The sequence below is a fragment of the Enterobacter sp. 18A13 genome (genome assembly GCF_007035975.1).
Taxonomy (GTDB): domain Bacteria; phylum Pseudomonadota; class Gammaproteobacteria; order Enterobacterales; family Enterobacteriaceae; genus Enterobacter; species Enterobacter vonholyi.
This window is the reverse complement of record NZ_AP019634.1, coordinates 1,852,457-1,870,964: the sequence shown is the minus strand read 5'-3', so window position 1 is coordinate 1,870,964 and position 18,508 is coordinate 1,852,457. Positions and strand designations below refer to the sequence as shown.

Below are 18,508 nucleotides of genomic sequence, written 5' to 3'. Positions count from 1 at the left end.
TTTATTGACGTCAGGTTATTCGATGAAACGTGTTTCTCAACTGACCGCGCTGGCCCTGCTCTGCGGCCTCGCTTCTTTTTCCTCTCTGGCGGCTGATATGCCCAACGCCATCACGCTGTCTCAGCTTCAGGCGCAGCACGGCACGCCTGTCGACACCCGCGCCAGCGCGTTTTATAACGGCTGGCCGCAGACGCTCAGCGGCCCCTCCGGGCATGAACCCGCCGCACTCAACCTTGCTGCCGCCTGGCTTAGCGCAATGAGTGACGAGCAGCTTGCGCTTTGGGCAAAACAGCATCAGTTGCCCCCTGCGACGGCCATCGCCCTGTACGGTGACGATAGGGATAACCTGGCGGTGAAAGCCCGTCTGGAGAAAGCAGGATATCGCCACGTTTCGCTGCTCAGCGATGCTCTGCAGACCCCCGGCCGCCTTCAGCGTCTGCCGCACTTTGAACAGCTGGTTTACCCGGAGTGGATCCATCGCCTGCAACAAGGGGAACGTATCACCGCGGCACCATCAGCCGACTGGAAGATTATAGAAGCCGGCTGGGGGGGGCCTAAATTTTATCTGCTCGGCCATATTCCCGGGGCGGGCTACATCGATACTAACGAGGTTGAAAGCGAACCGCTGTGGAATAAAGTTTCTGACGACAAGCTGAAAGCGATGCTGGAGAAACACGGGATCCGCCATGACACTACCGTTATTCTGTATGGTCGCGACGTTTACGCCGCCGCCCGTGTGGCCCAGATAATGCTCTACGCCGGCGTGAAAGATGTACGTCTTCTGGACGGCGGCTGGAAGGCATGGTCTGATTCGGGACTGCTGGTACAGGGCGGAGTGCCCGGCCCCGTCAAACCCGCCCCCGATTTTGGCGCGCCGATCCCCGGCCAGCCGCAGCTGATGGTGGATATGGAACAGGCGCGCGGCATGCTGCACCGTCAGGATGCCTCCCTGGTCAGCATTCGCTCGTGGCCGGAGTTCATCGGCGAAACCAGCGGCTACAGCTACATCAAGCCAAAAGGTGAAATTGCCGGTGCCCGCTGGGGTCACGCGGGCAGCGATGCTACCCACATGGAGGATTTCCATAACCCGGATGGCACCATGCGCAGCGCGGACGATATCGCCGCCCAGTGGAAGCGCTGGAATATTCTGCCGGAACAGCACGTCGCGTTTTACTGCGGCACCGGCTGGCGGGCGTCCGAAACCTTTATGTACGCCCGGGCGATGGGCTGGAAGAATGTCGCCGTCTATGACGGCGGCTGGTACGAATGGAGCAGTCATCCGCAGAACCCGGTCACCAGCGGAGAGCGCGGGCCAGAGAGCGCTCTCTAAGGGTTGAGTGACTTCAGCGTAACATAGCCGCTCCAGACGCGCGTTGTGGTGGTCAGCCAGCACAGCGCGCCGAATACCCACGCGAACAGCGTAAAGTGCGCCGGGAAGAGGCAGCACAGCACGAACAGCGCGATGGTCTCCGTTCCTTCCGTTAACCCACCGATGTAATAAAACGACTTGTGCGCATAGCCGGGGTTGTCGATGTCGTGCTTTGCGGCCAGCGTCGCAAACGCCAGAAAACTGCTGCCGGTCCCGATAAACGCAAACAGCAGCCAGGCAGCCGCCAGCGCATTCTCTGCCGGAGCAGCCAGCGCAAAGCCAAACGGCACCAGGGCGTAGAAAAGAAAATCGAGCGAGATATCGAGAAATCCCCCCGCATCGCTCAGCCCTCTGCGGCGCGCCAGCGCCCCGTCCAGCCCGTCCAGCAGGCGGTTAAGCACGATGGCGACCAGCGCCGCCGGATACCAGCCGAGGGCCAGAAACGGCAGCGCCAGCACGCCGATGGCAAACCCTGTCAGGGTCAATCCGTCGGGCGTAATGCCCGGTCGGTCCAGCACGGAGACCATAAAATTCAGAGCGGGTTTTATCCGAGGGTGAAGATGGCGATCAAGCATGAGGCGTCTCGTTAAATGTGGCGCACAGCCCCTGCGCCGGAATATCCAGCGCGGCGTTAAAGCGGGCGGAGAGATTCTGAAAGGCAATGAGCGCCGTCATCTCGGTGATGGCGTCATCCGTAAAGTGGCGCTTCAGCGCCGCTCTGATGGCCTCATCCGCCCGGGGCGGGGTGGCGGTCACCGCCTCGGCGTAGGCCAGCGACGCGCGCTCCTGCTCCGTGAACAAGGCTGAATCCTGCCAGTCGCTCACGGCCTGCACCTTATCCAGCGCCCCGCAGCGCTCGGCCAGCCGCAGGCTGTTGGCATCAATACAGAAAGCGCAATGGCAGAGCTGGGATACCCGCGTCATGAGCAGCGAACGAAGAACGGGCGTCAGGCGCGCGCGACGACGCTCCAGAAAACCGACGAACAGCGCCACCAGCCAGAACAGACGCGGCATGCGCCCCCACCAGCGCGTGGGATTTAGCACGGCGCCAAAATGCTTTTTTTGCATCACGGCAATGGGTTTAAGGCTGGCGGGAAGGGATTCGATAGGGGCAACCCAGGCGGTAGTCTCTTTCACCTGATTCTCCTGATAGCTGGACTCTGAGAAAGGGCACGATAATATGTCTTTTTTCGCCATCAATTATTGACGACCATGCTGAAAACACTCGATGTCGTTGCCGCCATCATCGAAAAAGACGACAAAATTTTACTGGCACAGCGCCCTGCCCACGCCGACCAGCCGGGCATGTGGGAATTTGCAGGCGGCAAAGTCGAGGCGGGTGAAACCCAGCCCGAGGCGCTTATCCGCGAGCTGCGTGAAGAGTTGGGTATTGAAGCGCTGCCCGCGCAATACGTGGCAAGCCACCAGCGCGAGGTCTCGCAGCGGTTAATCAACCTGCACGCCTGGCACGTTCCTGCGTTTAGCGGTGCGCTCACGGCGCACTACCACAGCGCGCTGGCGTGGTGTACGCCGGAAGAGGCGTTCGGCTACACCTTAGCCCCCGCGGATATTCCCCTGCTGGAAGCGTTTATTGTTTTACGCGACGCCAGACCAGCGGGTTCGTGCTGATGGCGCGCTCGTCGCGCTGGCACTGCAGCAGAATGCCGTCCGCTTTCACCACGGCGCCTTCCGAGTAGTTCTGATTCTGATAGATGCAGCACTGATTACAGGGCTGCACCGTTTGATTCTGGCCGCTGGAGCTAAACACTTCCGGCGGCACATTCACTTCCACGTCCGGACGAATGCGGTCAGCCTGCGCGCCAGCGGTGAAGATCAGACATAACGCGGTTAATAGATAACGTTTCATAGACACATCTTCCTGTTGTTCCCTTGATAATGACTATAACGGTAAACCCGCGCGGAACCTTTAATTTATCTCGTCATCGCTTTTGGTTATGACGCCCGCGCTCTCATTAATTTCCCTTTCGTCCTAAATTTCTGCTTGCCAGACAAAGCAGTACGGGTGTTATAGTCAAAAAAACAACACAAATCGCATAAGTCATATACAAACATTATTATAAGAGGTTCTTATATCTATGGATCAGACACGCTCTCTGGAAAGTTTCCTTGCCCACGTTCAGCAGCGCGACCCGCACCAAAGCGAGTTCGCGCAGGCCGTGCGTGAAGTGATGACCACCCTGTGGCCCTTCCTTGAACAAAACCCGCGCTATCGCCAGATGTCTTTGCTCGAACGCCTGGTCGAGCCAGAGCGCGTGATCCAGTTCCGCGTGACGTGGGTTGACGATCGCAATCAGGTGCAGGTTAACCGCGCGTGGCGCGTACAGTTCAACTCGGCCATCGGCCCGTTTAAGGGCGGCATGCGTTTCCATCCGTCCGTGAACCTGTCGATTCTGAAATTCCTCGGCTTCGAGCAGACCTTTAAAAACGCCCTCACCACGCTGCCCATGGGCGGCGGGAAAGGCGGCAGCGATTTCGACCCGAAAGGCAAAAGCGAAGGTGAAATCATGCGTTTCTGCCAGGCGCTGATGACCGAACTCTATCGCCATCTTGGTCCTGACACCGACGTGCCTGCCGGTGATATCGGCGTGGGCGGGCGTGAAGTAGGCTTTATGGCCGGGATGATGAAAAAGCTCTCCAACAACAGCGCCTGCGTCTTTACCGGTAAGGGGCTGTCGTTTGGCGGGAGCCTGATCCGCCCGGAAGCGACCGGGTACGGCCTGGTTTACTTCACCGAGGCCATGCTCAAGCGCCACGGTTTAGGCTTTGAAGGCATGCGCGTCGCGGTGTCCGGCTCCGGTAACGTGGCGCAGTACGCGATTGAGAAAGCGATGCAGTTTGGCGCTCGCGTGGTAACCGCCTCTGACTCCAGCGGAACGGTGGTGGATGAAGCGGGCTTCACGGCAGAGAAGCTGGCACGCCTGTGCGAAATTAAAGCCAGCCGCGATGGCCGTCTTGCAGATTATGCCCGGGAGTTTGGCCTGACGTATCTTGAAGGGAAACAGCCGTGGGGCGTGCCGGTGGATATCGCCCTGCCGTGCGCCACGCAGAACGAGCTGGATGCAGACGCCGCGCGCACGCTGATTAGCAATGGCGTGAAGGCGGTAGCCGAAGGGGCGAACATGCCGACCACAATCGAAGCGACGGATCTGTTCCTGGAAGCGGGCGTGCTGTTTGCACCGGGCAAGGCCGCTAACGCGGGCGGCGTGGCGACGTCCGGCCTGGAGATGGCGCAAAACGCCGCGCGTCTCGGCTGGAAGGCGGAAAAAGTGGATGCCCGCCTGCATCACATCATGCTGGATATTCACCATGCCTGCGTGGAGTACGGCGGCGAGGCATCGCAAACCAACTACGTGCGCGGGGCGAATATCGCCGGATTCGTGAAGGTAGCGGATGCGATGATTGGGCAGGGTGTGATTTAAGGTTTATAGCGTGCGGCCGGGTGTATCAGGCCGCGCTCTTTTTCTTTTTAAACGGTTTCTTCGCGCCACCACCGGGTGCAACCATCCCTCTGAACGTTTTCACCGGCGTGCTGCGCGCCTGATCGATCAGCTGGTAAAGCGTCCCGACCAGCGGCTGCATAAAGTCCTGATAGCGACACTGCTTCTCGCTGATCTGCGTCAGCACCGATTCCCAGTGCGCGGTCATGTCCGGCCTGGCGGCCAGCTCCGGCAGGGAATGAATCAGCGCGCGTCCCGGCTCGGTCGAATGGATATAGCGCCCCTTCTTCTCAAGAAAACCGCGCTTAAAGAGCAGCTCGATGATCCCCGCTCGCGTCGCTTCCGTACCCAGACCGTCGGTGGCGCGCAGGATCTTCTTCAGATCTTTATCCTGCACGAACCGTGCGATCCCGGTCATCGCCGACAGCAGCGTCGCATCGGTGAAATGGCGCGGCGGCTGGGTCTGGCGTTCCACCACTTCCCCTTTTTCACACAGCAGCTCATCGTCTTTAGCGACGACGGGCAGCGGCGTGCCGTCGTTCTCCTCGTCACGCTCTTTGTTCCCCAGCAGGGTACGCCAGCCTGCTTCCGCGAGGAAACGGGCTTTGGCGATAAACTTCCCTTTTGCGATTTCCAGCTCGATCACGCATTTGCGGAACACCGCGTCCGGGCAGAACTGCATCAGGTACTGACGAGCGATCAGGTTGTAGACCTTCGCTTCGTTATCCGTCAGGTTGACGCTGCTGGCGCGCGCCGTCGGGATAATCGCGTGGTGGGCATCGACTTTTTTATCGTCCCAGCAGCGGTTATGGGTATCCGGATTCACCGCCGGCTGCGGGAGCAGATCCGGCGCGTGCACGCTGATGGCGTTCATCACCGAATGACGACCGGCAAAGTGCTCTTCCGGCAGATAGCGGCTGTCCGAACGCGGATAGGTGATCAGCTTGTGGGTTTCATAGAGCTTCTGGCAGATATCCAGCACGTTCTGCGCGCTGAGGCCAAAGCGCTTCGCGGCCTCAATCTGCAGGGCCGACAGCGAGAACGGCAGAGGCGCGGGTTCTGATTCCCGTTTATCGTTATAGCTGGTGACGATAGCGGGCTGTCCGGTAATGCGGTTAACCACGTGCTCCGCCAGCGGACGGTGCAGCAGACGCCCCTCTTCATCCTGATACGATTCGCAGGCATCGCTCGGCTGCCAGACGGCGGTAAAACGCTCGTCTTCAGGCGTGACGATATGCGCTTTCACCTCAAAGAAATCTTTGGCGACGAAGTTTTCAATCTCTTCATCGCGACGCACGACCAGCCCCAGCACCGGCGTCTGCACGCGCCCCACGGAGAGCACGCCCTGATAGCCCGCGTTGCGCCCGAGGATGGTGTAGGCACGGGTCATGTTGATACCGTACAGCCAGTCCGCGCGCGCGCGCGCCAGCGCGGAGACGCACAGCGGAATAAATTCGCTGTTGGCGCGCAGGCGCGAAATCGCCCGCTCAACGGCCTGCGGGTTGAGGTCGTTGATCAGGCAGCGCTGCACCTGCTGGCGCTTTTCCGGCGCCAGCTCAAGATAGTCCAGCACTTCATCCACCAGCAGCTGTCCTTCCCTGTCCGGGTCACCCGCGTGCACGATTTCATCGGCTTCATGCAGGAAGCGCTTGATCACGTTGAGCTGTTTGGTCACCGAAGGTCGTGGCTGCAGGCGCCATTTTTCAGGCACGATGGGCAGATCGTTCAAATTCCAGCGGGCGTAGCGACTGTCATAGACATCCGGCTGCGCCTGCTCAAGCAGGTGACCAATACACCATGTGACCACCTGCCCGTTACCGCATTCGATAAAGCCGTCGCCTTTGCGATGCGGCTTAGGCAGCACGTCGGCGATGGCACGGGCCAGGCTCGGCTTTTCGGCAATAAACAACCGCATCGAATTAACGGATCTCAATCATCGGACGACCGCCGCGCGCGGTCACCAACTCGCCGATCGCCGTCAGGGTAATGCCGAACTCGGCGGCCGTAGCCTGAACCTCGGCTTCGGATTCCGGCGTCACCGCCAGCAGCAGGCCGCCGGAGGTTTGCGGATCGCACAGCAGGTTGCGCCACTCCTCAGGCATTTCGCCCATCAGGTGACCGTAGCTGGCGAAGTTACGCTGGGTACCGCCCGGAACCGCGCCCTGAGCAATATACTCTTCCACGCCCGGCAGCTTCGGCACGTCCTGATACCAGACCTGCGCCTGCACGCCCGCGCCCTGACACACCTCGGAGAGGTGTCCCAGCAGACCAAAACCGGTCACGTCGGTCATCGCCTTCACGCCGTCGATATTGGCAAACGCCGCACCGGCAAGGTTCATCTGGCACATGACTTCGGTTGCCAGCCCTTTGTGCTCCGGTTTCAGCAGGGATTTTTTCTCGGCGGTGGTCAGCACGCCAATGCCCAGCGGCTTGGTGAGAAACAGCTTGCAGCCCGCCTGCGCAGTGCTGTTGCGCTTCACGCGTTCGGTCGGCACCACGCCGGTAACGGCCAGGCCGAAGATAGGCTCCGGCGCATCAATAGAGTGACCGCCGGCCAGCGCAATTCCCGCCTGCTGGCAGGCGAAACGGCCGCCATCAATCACTTCACGGGCCACTTCCGGCGGGATGGTGTTGATCGGCCAGCCCAGAATGGCGATCGCCATAATCGGCTTACCGCCCATTGCGAAGATATCGCTGATGGCGTTGGTGGCCGCAATGCGTCCGAAGTCGAACGGGTTGTCGACAATCGGCATAAAGAAGTCGGTGGTGCTGATAATGCTGGTGCCGTTACCTAAGTCATAAACCGCTGCATCGTCACGCGTTTCGTTGCCGACAAGCAGGTTCGGGTCGACAAACTTCGCCTGTTCGCTGTGCAGGATGGTCTCCAGCACTTTCGGGGAAATTTTACAACCGCAACCGGCTCCGTGGCTGTACTGCGTTAAACGAATGGTTTGCTCGCTCATGGACGTCTCCTGTCATCTCAATCGCGCTATGGTAGCGCTCATTCCATAAAGAGGTAAGTATGACTGTCTGAATTCTGCGGCAGATGCTCAGAATCCAGACAGTTTAGCGCGCGTTATCAGAAACGGCTGACGAAAGGCGTGGTGTCCGGCACGCTGATGGTGCTGGAGGCTTTAAGCTGCGGAGTACCGAGATAGAGGAAGCCGACAATTTTGTCATGTTCGCCACAGGAGAATCCTTCCCGTACGGCTGCGCTCTCCGTCAGCGGCCCGGTGCGCCAGATGCCGTTGAAGCCCTGCGCGACGGCGGCCATTTGCATCGCCATTACCGCACAGCCCGCGGACATTTCCTGCTCCCAGACCGGCACCTTATGGTCGGCCTGGCATTTCGCCACGACAGCAATAATCATCGGTGCACGGAACGGGGCATTGCGCGCCTTGTCGATGCCCTTCTCATCCTGCCCGGCGGCCACCGCACCCTGCTCCAGCAGCTGGCTGAAACGATCGCGGCCTTCGCCTTCAATTACAAAGAAGTGCCACGGCTGCAGTGTGCCATGATCGGGGGCACGCATGCCGGCACGCAGAATGTTCTCCAGCTGCTCGCCTGCCGGGGCAGGTTCGGCCAGACGGGAAGCGCTACGGCGGTTAACAAGCAGTTCGAGTGCGTCCATTGGTTAACTCCTTTCTTGAAATTTACTCACAAAATTAACACGACGGCAGATTTTGTTACAGCCTGGCAGGCGATTCCTGCTGACAAGTGGCGGTTGGGTCATTACGATAACCCAACATTACCGTCCAGTGGCGACGGAAACAGTCATTTTCTGGTTAGGGAGAATACATGCGAACCCTTTGGCGAATCATTGCCGGTTTCTTTAAATGGACGTGGCGACTGCTCAACTTCGTCCGCAACCTGGTGATGAACATTTTCTTCATTTTTCTGGTTCTGGTTTGCGCGGGAATCTGGATGCACATCAGCAACGCGAATCAGGCGCAGCATTCGACTCGCGGGGCGCTGTTACTCGATATCACCGGGGTTATTGTTGATAAACCTTCCGCCAGCAGCCGTCTGGGCGTAATCAGCCGTCAGCTGTTTGGCGCAACATCAGACCGCCTGCAGGAAAATTCCCTGTTCGATATCGTCGATACCATCCGTCAGGCCAAAGATGACCGTAACATCACCGGCATCGTGCTGGATCTGAAAGATTTTGCCGGTGGCGATCAGCCGTCTATGCAGTACATCGGTAAAGCGCTGCGCGAGTTCCGCGACAGCGGCAAGCCGGTGATTGCCGTGGGCGACAGCTACAGCCAGGGGCAATATTATCTGGCGAGCTTTGCCAATAAGATCTGGCTCTCCCCGCAGGGCACGGTCGATCTGCACGGCTTTGCCACCAACGGCCTGTACTATAAATCGCTGCTCGACAAGCTGAAGGTCACCACCCACGTCTTCCGCGTCGGCACGTATAAATCCGCCGTGGAGCCGTTTATCCGCGACGATATGTCCCCTGCCGCCCGCGAAGCAGATAGCCGCTGGATTGGCGAGCTGTGGCAGAACTATCTCGGCACCGTTGCCGCTAACCGTCAGATTACGCCTGAGCAGGTGTTCCCTGGCGCGCAGGGCGTGCTCGAAGGCCTGCGTAAGGTTGACGGTGATACCGCAAAATATGCGCTCGATAACAAACTGGTTGATGCCCTGGGCACCAGCGCCGAGATTGAAAAATCCCTGAGCAAACAGTTTGGCTGGAGCAAAGAGGACAAAAATTACAGCGCCATCAGCATGTATGATTACTCGACGAAAAAACCGGATGAGAATGGTGACAGCGTCGCGGTGGTCTTTGCCAACGGTGCGATCATGGACGGTCAGGAGACCCCGGGGAACGTGGGCGGCGATACTACCGCGTCGCAAATCCGCGATGCTCGCCTCGATCCGAAAGTGAAGGTAATTGTCCTGCGGGTCAACAGCCCTGGCGGCAGCGTCAGCGCCTCAGAGGTGATCCGTGCTGAACTGGCCGCGGCCCGCGCCGCAGGCAAGCCGGTCGTCGTCTCAATGGGCGGAATGGCCGCGTCCGGAGGTTACTGGATCTCCACGCCAGCCAACTACATCGTGGCTAACCCAAGCACGCTGACCGGCTCGATTGGCATCTTCGGGGTGATCAACACCGTGGAAAACAGCCTGGATTCTCTGGGCGTGCATACCGATGGTGTAGCAACCTCTCCGCTGGCGGATGTGTCGGTGACCAAATCCCTGCCGCCGGAAGTTTCTGAGATGATGCAGCTCAGCATTGAGAACGGCTATAAACGCTTTATCACCCTGGTCGCGGACTCGCGTAAAAAGACGCCTGAGCAGATCGACCAGATTGCACAGGGCCACGTCTGGACCGGCCAGGATGCGAAGAGCAACGGTCTGGTCGACAGTCTGGGTGACTTCGATGACGCGGTGAAGAAAGCCGCCGAACTGGCGAAGCTGAAGCAGTGGCATATCGAGTATTATCAGGAAGAACCGTCGTTCTTCGATATGGTCATGGACAGCATGTCCGGCTCGGTACGTGCCATGCTGCCGGAGGCGCTGCAGGCTTACCTGCCTGCGCCGGTCGCCACGGCGGCAAAAGCGATGAAGGCAGAAAGCGATAAGCTTGCGGCCTTTAACGATCCACAGAGTCGTTACGCGTTTTGCCTGACCTGCGCGAACGTCCGTTAAAACCGTCCCCTCTTCCCGCGAAGAGGGGATTTTTTTCTTTTGAAGAACAAGAACTCACTACCATGCAGAAGAAATCGATTTATGTAGCCTACACTGGCGGTACCATCGGTATGCAGCGCTCCGAAAACGGCTATATCCCCGTCTCCGGCCACCTGCAGCGTCAGCTTGCGCTGATGCCCGAATTCCACCGTCCGGAAATGCCTGACTTTACCATCCACGAATACGAGCCGCTGATGGACTCCTCCGACATGACGCCGGAAGACTGGCAGCATATCGCGGATGATATTAAAGCCCATTACGACCAGTACGACGGCTTCGTGATCCTGCACGGCACCGACACCATGGCGTTTACCGCCTCGGCGCTCTCCTTCATGCTGGAGAACCTGAGCAAGCCGGTTATCGTTACCGGGTCGCAAATTCCGCTGGCGGAGCTGCGCTCGGACGGGCAGATCAACCTGCTGAACTCCCTGTACGTGGCGGCGAATTACCCGATTAACGAAGTGTCGCTGTTCTTTAACAACCGTCTGTATCGCGGGAACCGCACCACCAAAGCCCACGCCGACGGCTTTGACGCCTTTGCCTCACCCAACCTGCAGCCGCTGCTGGAGGCCGGGATTCATATCCGTCGTCTGGGAACCCCTCCTGCGCCGAACACCGCGGGCGAGCTGATTGTGCATCCGATTACCCCGCAACCGATTGGCGTGGTCACCATTTATCCGGGTATCTCTGCGGACGTGGTGCGTAACTTCCTGCGCCAGCCGGTGAAGGCGCTTATCCTGCGCTCCTATGGCGTGGGCAATGCGCCGCAAAACGGCGAGTTTCTGAAAGAGCTTCAGGAAGCCAGCGAGCGCGGAATTGTGGTCGTTAACCTGACCCAGTGTATGTCCGGTAAAGTGAATATGGGGGGCTATGCCACCGGCAACGCGCTGGCGCATGCGGGTGTGATCAGCGGCTTCGATATGACCGTTGAGGCAACGCTGACTAAACTTCACTATTTACTGAGTCAGGATCTGGACATTCAGTCCATTCGCAGCGCGATGATGCAAAACCTGCGCGGCGAACTGACCCCGGACGAATAAGGAGGTCTCATGAAGCAACGCGCCCTGCTACTGGTCGATTTGCAAAATGATTTCTGCGCGGGCGGTGCGCTGGCGGTCGCCGAAGGTGACAGCACCGTTGACGTGGCCAACAAGCTCATTGACTGGTGCAAAGCTCGCGGTGAAGCAGTTGTCGCAAGCCAGGACTGGCACCCGGCAAATCACGGCAGCTTTGCCAGCCAGCACAACGTAGAGCCCTTCACCCAGGGTGAACTCGACGGGCTGGCGCAAACTTTCTGGCCGGATCACTGCGTACAGCAGACGGAAGGCGCGGCGCTGCATCCGCTTCTGAATCAAAAGGCCATCGATGCGGTGTTCCATAAAGGTGAAAACCCGGCTATCGACAGCTATAGCGCGTTTTTTGATAACGGGCATCGCCAGAAAACGGCGCTGGACGCCTGGTTGCGTCACCACGAAATCACGGAGCTGATCGTACTGGGCCTGGCGACGGACTACTGCGTGAAGTTCACCGTGCTGGATGCGCTTCAGCTTGGCTACACCGTCAGCGTCATCACCGACGGCTGCCGCGGGGTGAACATTCAACCACAGGATAGCGCTCAGGCGTTTATGGATATGGCTGCGGAAGGCGCAACCCTGTATACGCTCGAAGACTGGCTGGAAACGCAGGCATAGTCTTTTACGCCCTCTCCCTGTGGGAGAGGGCATCAACCCGCACCATTATTGCATTTTAATCGTCGCAATCGGCTTCGGCGTGATACCGAAGTCCTCTTTCAGCTCGCGCTTGCTCTTCATCACCATCTGGCCTTTGGTGTCGATCGTCATGTGCTGTGCGTCGGTGTTGTTGCGCGCCTGCCACAGCATCACCAGCTGCAAACTGTTCTCTTTTTGCTCCGGCGTCAGCGCAACGCCGTCGGGCCATTTTCCAAGCTCCACGGCGGTCACCAGACGCTGATAAATCTCCGGCGTCATGCCGCTAATCATGTCATCAATATTCACACTCGCGCCCTTTCAAAGGAATAATTTGCTGAATCGTTTTTTCAACCCTTAATCTGGTCACCGTTTTCATCATCGGTGAAGCTCATTGAGGCTGAATTTACGCAGAAACGCTCGCCGGTAGGCTGAGGTCCATCCGGGAAAACGTGCCCAAGGTGCGCGTCGCAGTTGCCGCAGCGAATTTCCGTACGCACCATGCCGTGCGACGAGTCGGTCAGATAGCGGATTGCCTCATCGCTCACCGGCTCATAGAAACTCGGCCAGCCGCAGCCAGAATCAAATTTCGTTTGTGAATTAAACAGCGGGGCATCACAGACCAGGCAGTGGTAGACGCCGTCCCGCTTGTTGTGCAGTAAACGCCCGGTGAACGGCGGTTCCGTTCCGTGATTCTGCGTCACGTAAAACTGCATTTCTGTGAGGTTTTTTTTCAAATCGTCAGGGTTACGTTGGTTCGACATATGCTTACATCTCGCTGTAGAAACAGACATCTTTCAACCCGGATTCTAACAAAACATTAACACCCTTGCGTGCACTTTTGATCTAAACTTATGTGTCGCGAATAAGCGGTCAGGCAATTGTGATCACGTTCACATTTTTATCCTGCGAGGACTTTAAAATCCCGGCGCAGCCCCCATATGGGTGCAAGCTCAAAGGGAAAGTGAGGCGAGTCAGTCGCACAAACGTTAGTCACAGGATTGATTTGTCGCAATGATTGACACGATTCCGCTTGACGCTGCGTAAGGTTTTTGTAATTTTACAGGCAACCTTTTATTCACTAACAAATAGCTGGTGGAATATATGACTATCAAAGTAGGTATCAACGGTTTTGGCCGTATCGGCCGTATTGTTTTCCGTGCTGCTCAGAAACGTTCTGACATCGAAATCGTTGGTATCAACGATCTCCTGGACGCTGAATACATGGCGTACATGCTGAAGTACGACTCAACTCACGGTCGTTTCGACGGCACCGTTGAAGTGAAAGACGGCCACCTGGTTGTTAATGGCAAAACCATCCGCGTTACTGCTGAAAAAGACCCAGCTAACCTGAAATGGAACGAAATCGGTGTTGACGTTGTTGCTGAAGCAACCGGTATCTTCCTGACCGACGAAACTGCGCGTAAACACATCACCGCTGGTGCGAAGAAAGTTGTTCTGACTGGTCCTTCCAAAGACAACACCCCAATGTTCGTTCGTGGTGCAAACTTCGAAACTTACGCTGGCCAGGATATCGTCTCTAACGCATCCTGCACCACCAACTGCCTGGCACCACTGGCTAAAGTTATCAACGACAACTTCGGCATCATCGAAGGTCTGATGACTACTGTTCACGCGACCACCGCTACTCAGAAAACCGTTGATGGCCCGTCTCACAAAGACTGGCGCGGCGGCCGTGGCGCGGCTCAGAACATCATCCCATCCTCTACCGGTGCTGCTAAAGCTGTAGGTAAAGTACTGCCAGAACTGAATGGCAAACTGACTGGTATGGCGTTCCGCGTTCCAACTCCAAACGTATCTGTTGTTGACCTGACCGTTCGTCTGGAAAAAGCTGCTTCTTATGAAGAAATTAAGAAAGCAATCAAAGCTGCTTCCGAAGGCGCAATGAAAGGCGTTCTGGGCTACACCGAAGACGACGTTGTTTCTACCGACTTCAACGGCGAAGTGTGCACTTCCGTGTTCGATGCTAAAGCAGGTATCGCACTGAACGACAACTTCGTTAAACTGGTTTCCTGGTACGACAACGAAACTGGCTACTCTAACAAAGTACTGGACCTGATCGCTCACATCTCCAAATAAGTTGAGATGAGTGCTTGATCCAAAAAGGCGACTTCGGTCGCCTTTTTTTATTTATAAGACAGAGGATTGCTTAATGATTAATAAAATTTTTGCACTTCCGGTAGTCGAACAGCTTACCCCTGTGCTCTCCCGCCGTCAGATTGACGGTGCTGATATCATCGTCGTTGACCATCCGCGTGTTAAAGCGTCCGTGGCGCTGAACGGCGCTCACCTGCTCTCCTGGAAACCGGAAGGCGAAGCCGAAGGTTTGTGGCTGAGCGATGCGACCTCCTTCAAAAAAGGGGCAGCGATCCGCGGTGGCGCGCCTATCTGCTGGCCGTGGTTCGGCCCGTCCGCCCAGCAGGGTTTGCCTTCTCACGGTTTTGCCCGTAACCAGCAGTGGACCCTGAAAGCGCACAACGAAGACGATAACGGCGCCGTGCTGACCTTTGAGCTGCAGGCTAATGATGAAACCCTCGCCCTGTGGCCGCACGATTTCACCCTGTATGCCCGCTTCAAGCTGGGTAAAACCTGCGAAATCGAACTGGAAGCTCACGGCGAGTTCGAGACCACCTCTGCCCTGCACACCTATTTCAACGTGGGTGATATCAGCGCAGTGAAGGTGAGCGGCCTGGGCGATACCTATATCGATAAAGTCGATAACGCGAAAGAAGGCAAACTGAGCGACGGCGTTCAGGCATTCCCTGACCGTACCGACCGCGTCTACCTGCACCCGGAAGCGTGCAGCGTGATCCACGACGGCGCCCTGAACCGCGGCATTGAAGTGGTCCATCATCATCACAGCGATGTGGTGGGCTGGAACCCGGGTCCTGCGCTGTCCGTCAGCATGGCCGACATGACGGATGAGGGTTATAAAGCGTTTGTCTGCGTGGAAACAGCCTGTGTGACCACCCCGCAGAAAGCGAGTGAAGAAAAGCCGTCTCGTTTAGGGCAGACGATTCGCATTGTGAAGCGATAATTTCTCTGCACCACGCTAAAGCAAACGGGGCGCAAGCGCCCCGTTTTGATGCATAGATTGCACTAAATTAATGCACAATCAGAACTTGTAGCTCACACCCACAGAGAAGATGCCTGCCCAGGACTTATCGACCATCGGGCTATCCTTCACTTCGTCGCTCAGACGCTCGTAGCGGCCGGTACCGTACACGCTCCAGTCGCCAAGGAAGTTGTAGCTCGCTGTCAGCTCCAGGTAAGGATCCCAGCCGTCATCTGCACTATAACTTTTCAGACCACTGCGGCGGGACTCGTTTTTAGAGACGCCGTAGTAATAGTCGTTGTAGTTCTCGCTGTTGTACTGCACACCAATACCCGGCGTCAGAGTCAGCCCACCGTTGGTATAGCGGTACAGCCACGCCAGGTCCCAGATAAAGCCGTTGCTGTTATCCAGCGTGTCGCCCGCCAGGGCCGTACGCAGGAAGCCATACTGGGTGTTATGCACGTATGAGAGCCCGGCCATCATCGAGCTTTTACGCTTGTCGAGCTGGCGAAGCGCGTGGCTGTCGCTGTCACCCGGCTTGAAGTGCGTTGGGTCGTAGTAGGCCATGATGGATAGCTTATCGGCCTTGTCGTTCCAGAGATAGTAGCCGCCGCCGAGCCCGCGGAACCAGAAGTTATCGCCTTCATAAGTGATAACGGGAACAGGATAAACATCTCGGTCATACTGTTTGTACGGGCTGTTAATGACGCCAACACCCGCGCCTACCGTCCACTGACTTTCCGCCTGTGCGGTGCTTACTGCGGTCGCGGCAAGGATGCCTAATGCCAGAAGTTTGAGTTTGGTCACAATCCATTCTTTCCTGTAGTCAAATAATCAGCGGGTGAAGTGTAACCGCCATTCCCGTACATCCCAAAATTTTTTGCCTGCTAATCAGTCTGATTAACCCGTTATTTTTAACTTTTCAGATGACAACACGCTTTCATTTACATGACCGCTGAATGAAAAACGTGCATTTGTCTTATAACGACAGTGGAAATTTTTGGATGAGTTATTGATATGTCATTGAAAGTAGATTTTGTGGGCATGCAAGTTTTGCAAATGCCATCTACGCTTTAATTTAAGAAGAGTTTTCCTGAACACCTGCGGTTCTTAGCGTCTGACCTGGCACACAGGTTGCTGCTCTGGCAGTGAGGTGCGAGAGATTCTCTTCCGGGAGCCTCCACTACTCATACGAACGGCTCTTATCCTGTGCTAAAAAACGAAAGGACGGCATGCCATGAATATATTCGATCACTATCGCCAGCGCTATGAAGCTGCCAAGGACGAAGAGTTCACACTGCAGGAGTTTCTTACCATCTGTCGGCAAGATCGCAGTGCCTATGCCAATGCGGCAGAACGGCTATTGATGGCTATTGGTGAGCCAAACATGGTTGACACTGCCCTGGAACCCCGGCTTTCCCGTCTCTTTTCGAATCGGGTGGTCGCCCGATATCCGGCGTTTGAAGAGTTCTATGGTATGGAAGATGCCATCGAACAGATTGTCTCCTATCTGAAGCATGCCGCTCAGGGTCTGGAAGAGAAGAAACAGATCCTCTATTTACTCGGCCCCGTGGGCGGCGGTAAATCCTCGCTGGCGGAACGCCTGAAGTCGCTGATGCAGCGCGTGCCTATCTATGTGCTGAGCGCCAACGGCGAGCGCAGCCCGGTGAATGACCATCCGCTGTGCCTGTTCAATCCGCAGGAAGATGCGCAGATTCTGGATAAAGAATACGGTATTCCGCGTCGCTACCTCGGCACCATCATGTCGCCGTGGGCGGCAAAACGCCTGCACGAGTTTGGTGGCGATATCACCAAATTCCGCGTGGTGAAGGTCTGGCCATCTATCCTTGAACAGATCGCCATCGCCAAAACTGAACCCGGTGATGAGAACAACCAGGACATCTCGGCGCTGGTGGGTAAAGTTGACATCCGCAAGCTGGAAAACTTCGCGCAAAACGATCCGGATGCATACGGTTACTCAGGCGCGCTGTGCCGGGCTAACCAGGGGATCATGGAGTTCGTCGAGATGTTTAAAGCACCGATTAAAGTGCTGCATCCGCTGCTGACGGCTACCCAGGAAGGCAACTACAACGGGACGGAAGGTATCTCCGCCCTGCCGTTTAACGGGATTATTCTCGCCCACTCGAACGAATCTGAATGGGTGACCTTCCGTAATAACAAAAACAATGAGGCCTTCCTTGACCGCGTGTACATCGTCAAGGTGCCTTACTGCCTGCGGATCTCCGAAGAGATCAAAATTTACGAGAAACTGCTTAACCACAGTGAGCTGGTGCACGCTCCCTGCGCGCCGGGCACGCTGGAAACGCTGTCACGCTTCTCCATTCTTTCGCGCCTGAAAGAGCCGGAAAACTCCAGCATTTACTCAAAAATGCGCGTCTATGACGGTGAGAGCCTGAAAGATACCGACCCGAAAGCGAAGTCGTATCAGGAATACCGCGACTATGCCGGGGTTGATGAGGGGATGAACGGTCTGTCCACGCGTTTCGCGTTTAAGATCCTCTCCCGCGTCTTTAACTTCGACCATGCGGAAGTGGCGGCCAACCCGGTTCACCTGTTCTACGTGCTGGAACAGCAAATCGAACGCGAACAGTTCCCGCAGGAGCAGGCTGAACGCTATCTTGAGTTCCTGAAAGGTTACCTGATCCCGAAATACGCCGAGTTCATCGGCAAAGAGATCCAGACGGCCTACCTTGAATCCTATTCAGAGTACGGGCAGAACATTTTTGACCGTTACGTCACCTACGCTGACTTCTGGATCCAGGATCAGGAGTACCGCGACCCGGATACCGGCCAGCTTTTTGACCGTGAATCCCTGAACGCGGAGCTGGAAAAAATCGAGAAGCCTGCCGGGATCAGCAACCCGAAAGACTTCCGTAATGAGATTGTGAACTTCGTCCTGCGCGCCAGAGCGCATAACAACGGGCGCAATCCAAACTGGACCAGCTACGAGAAGCTGCGCACGGTCATTGAGAAGAAAATGTTCTCCAATACCGAAGAGCTGCTGCCGGTGATCTCGTTTAACGCCAAAACCTCAACCGATGAACAGAAAAAACACGACGATTTTGTCGACCGTATGATGGAAAAAGGCTACACCCGCAAACAGGTGCGCCTGCTCTGCGAATGGTACCTGCGCGTGCGTAAATCGTCTTAAAACAAGTGCCCGGCGGCGCTTAGAGCCTGCCGG

Annotated in this window: 18 protein-coding genes; 9 read left to right on the top strand and 9 right to left on the bottom strand. The window is 56.8% G+C overall.

The features are described from left to right. Positions 1 to 22 precede the first annotated feature (22 nt). Entirely contained in the window at positions 23 to 1,330 is a 1,308-nt protein-coding gene (locus FOY93_RS09210; RefSeq protein WP_136194705.1) for a sulfurtransferase, read from the top strand. On the opposite strand, the gene FOY93_RS09205 is transcribed toward FOY93_RS09210, so the two are convergent. After that, entirely contained in the window at positions 1,327 to 1,944 is a 618-nt protein-coding gene (locus FOY93_RS09205; RefSeq protein WP_136194704.1) for a CDP-alcohol phosphatidyltransferase family protein, read from the bottom strand. The two genes, FOY93_RS09210 and FOY93_RS09205, sit on opposite strands and share 4 nt — an antisense overlap. After that, positions 1,937 to 2,506 (bottom strand): carboxymuconolactone decarboxylase family protein, encoded by a 570-nt coding sequence (locus tag FOY93_RS09200; protein ID WP_143344992.1) that lies wholly within the window; start codon positions 2,504 to 2,506, stop codon positions 1,937 to 1,939. Before FOY93_RS09200 ends, FOY93_RS09205 begins: the two co-directional genes overlap by 8 nt. 75 nt (positions 2,507 to 2,581) lie before the next feature. On the opposite strand from FOY93_RS09200, the gene FOY93_RS09195 reads away from it, so the two are divergent. Beyond that, positions 2,582 to 2,998: a pyrimidine (deoxy)nucleoside triphosphate diphosphatase gene (locus FOY93_RS09195; protein ID WP_136194702.1), complete on the top strand. Its 417-nt coding sequence runs from the start codon at positions 2,582 to 2,584 to the stop codon at positions 2,996 to 2,998. Here FOY93_RS09195 and FOY93_RS09190 read toward each other — a convergent pair. Beyond that, positions 2,958 to 3,236: a DUF1496 domain-containing protein gene (locus FOY93_RS09190; RefSeq protein ID WP_115874800.1), complete on the bottom strand. Its 279-nt coding sequence runs from the start codon at positions 3,234 to 3,236 to the stop codon at positions 2,958 to 2,960. The two genes, FOY93_RS09195 and FOY93_RS09190, sit on opposite strands and share 41 nt — an antisense overlap. Before the next feature lie 229 nt (positions 3,237 to 3,465). Here FOY93_RS09190 and gdhA point away from each other — a divergent pair, with 229 nt between their 5' ends. Next, positions 3,466 to 4,809 (top strand): NADP-specific glutamate dehydrogenase, encoded by a 1,344-nt coding sequence (gene gdhA, locus FOY93_RS09185; RefSeq protein WP_133294195.1) that lies wholly within the window; start codon positions 3,466 to 3,468, stop codon positions 4,807 to 4,809. 25 nt (positions 4,810 to 4,834) lie between these two features. Here the strand turns inward: gdhA and FOY93_RS09180 are convergent, their stop codons facing one another. The 3 genes from FOY93_RS09180 to FOY93_RS09170 form a co-directional block, all read right to left on the bottom strand. After that, positions 4,835 to 6,742 (bottom strand): DNA topoisomerase III, encoded by a 1,908-nt coding sequence (locus FOY93_RS09180; RefSeq protein ID WP_111965584.1) that lies wholly within the window; start codon positions 6,740 to 6,742, stop codon positions 4,835 to 4,837. A gap of 4 nt (positions 6,743 to 6,746) precedes the next feature. Further along, on the bottom strand, positions 6,747 to 7,790 hold the full coding sequence (gene selD / locus FOY93_RS09175; protein WP_008500702.1) for a selenide, water dikinase SelD: 1,044 nt from the start codon (positions 7,788 to 7,790) through the stop codon (positions 6,747 to 6,749). A 116-nt stretch (positions 7,791 to 7,906) separates the two neighbouring features. Continuing rightward, complete coding sequence (locus FOY93_RS09170) at positions 7,907 to 8,458, bottom strand: NAD(P)H nitroreductase (protein ID WP_143344991.1); 552 nt, start codon at positions 8,456 to 8,458, stop codon at positions 7,907 to 7,909. A gap of 167 nt (positions 8,459 to 8,625) precedes the next feature. Here FOY93_RS09170 and sppA point away from each other — a divergent pair, with 167 nt between their 5' ends. The 3 genes from sppA (at position 8,626) to pncA (ending at position 12,212) form a co-directional block, all read left to right on the top strand. Next, the gene (gene sppA, locus FOY93_RS09165; RefSeq protein WP_143344990.1) at positions 8,626 to 10,482 is read left to right on the top strand and encodes a signal peptide peptidase SppA; all 1,857 of its coding nucleotides are present in this window, start codon (positions 8,626 to 8,628) and stop codon (positions 10,480 to 10,482) included. A gap of 62 nt (positions 10,483 to 10,544) precedes the next feature. Further along, positions 10,545 to 11,561: an asparaginase gene (gene ansA, locus FOY93_RS09160; protein ID WP_008500705.1), complete on the top strand. Its 1,017-nt coding sequence runs from the start codon at positions 10,545 to 10,547 to the stop codon at positions 11,559 to 11,561. A 9-nt stretch (positions 11,562 to 11,570) separates the two neighbouring features. Further along, positions 11,571 to 12,212 (top strand): bifunctional nicotinamidase/pyrazinamidase, encoded by a 642-nt coding sequence (pncA, locus tag FOY93_RS09155; protein WP_136194698.1) that lies wholly within the window; start codon positions 11,571 to 11,573, stop codon positions 12,210 to 12,212. 45 nt (positions 12,213 to 12,257) lie between these two features. On the opposite strand, the gene FOY93_RS09150 is transcribed toward pncA, so the two are convergent. Together FOY93_RS09150 and msrB are read right to left on the bottom strand one after the other, a co-directional pair. After that, positions 12,258 to 12,521, bottom strand: coding sequence for a YeaC family protein (locus FOY93_RS09150; protein ID WP_411800869.1), 264 nt, complete (start codon positions 12,519 to 12,521; stop codon positions 12,258 to 12,260). Between the two features lie 56 nt (positions 12,522 to 12,577). Then, the gene (gene msrB, locus FOY93_RS09145; RefSeq protein WP_008500710.1) at positions 12,578 to 12,991 is read right to left on the bottom strand and encodes a peptide-methionine (R)-S-oxide reductase MsrB; all 414 of its coding nucleotides are present in this window, start codon (positions 12,989 to 12,991) and stop codon (positions 12,578 to 12,580) included. A 340-nt stretch (positions 12,992 to 13,331) separates the two neighbouring features. Between msrB and gapA the strand changes: the two genes are divergently transcribed. Both gapA and FOY93_RS09135 read left to right on the top strand, forming a co-directional pair. Further along, entirely contained in the window at positions 13,332 to 14,327 is a 996-nt protein-coding gene (gapA, locus tag FOY93_RS09140) for a glyceraldehyde-3-phosphate dehydrogenase (RefSeq protein WP_014831506.1), read from the top strand. 73 nt (positions 14,328 to 14,400) lie between these two features. Then, positions 14,401 to 15,285, top strand: coding sequence for a D-hexose-6-phosphate mutarotase (locus FOY93_RS09135; RefSeq protein WP_133294191.1), 885 nt, complete (start codon positions 14,401 to 14,403; stop codon positions 15,283 to 15,285). A 78-nt stretch (positions 15,286 to 15,363) separates the two neighbouring features. Here the strand turns inward: FOY93_RS09135 and FOY93_RS09130 are convergent, their stop codons facing one another. Beyond that, the gene (locus tag FOY93_RS09130; RefSeq protein WP_133294190.1) at positions 15,364 to 16,110 is read right to left on the bottom strand and encodes a MipA/OmpV family protein; all 747 of its coding nucleotides are present in this window, start codon (positions 16,108 to 16,110) and stop codon (positions 15,364 to 15,366) included. A gap of 430 nt (positions 16,111 to 16,540) precedes the next feature. Between FOY93_RS09130 and yeaG the strand changes: the two genes are divergently transcribed. Beyond that, positions 16,541 to 18,475, top strand: coding sequence for a protein kinase YeaG (yeaG, locus tag FOY93_RS09125; protein WP_008500713.1), 1,935 nt, complete (start codon positions 16,541 to 16,543; stop codon positions 18,473 to 18,475). The last annotated feature ends 33 nt before the right edge of the window (positions 18,476 to 18,508 follow it).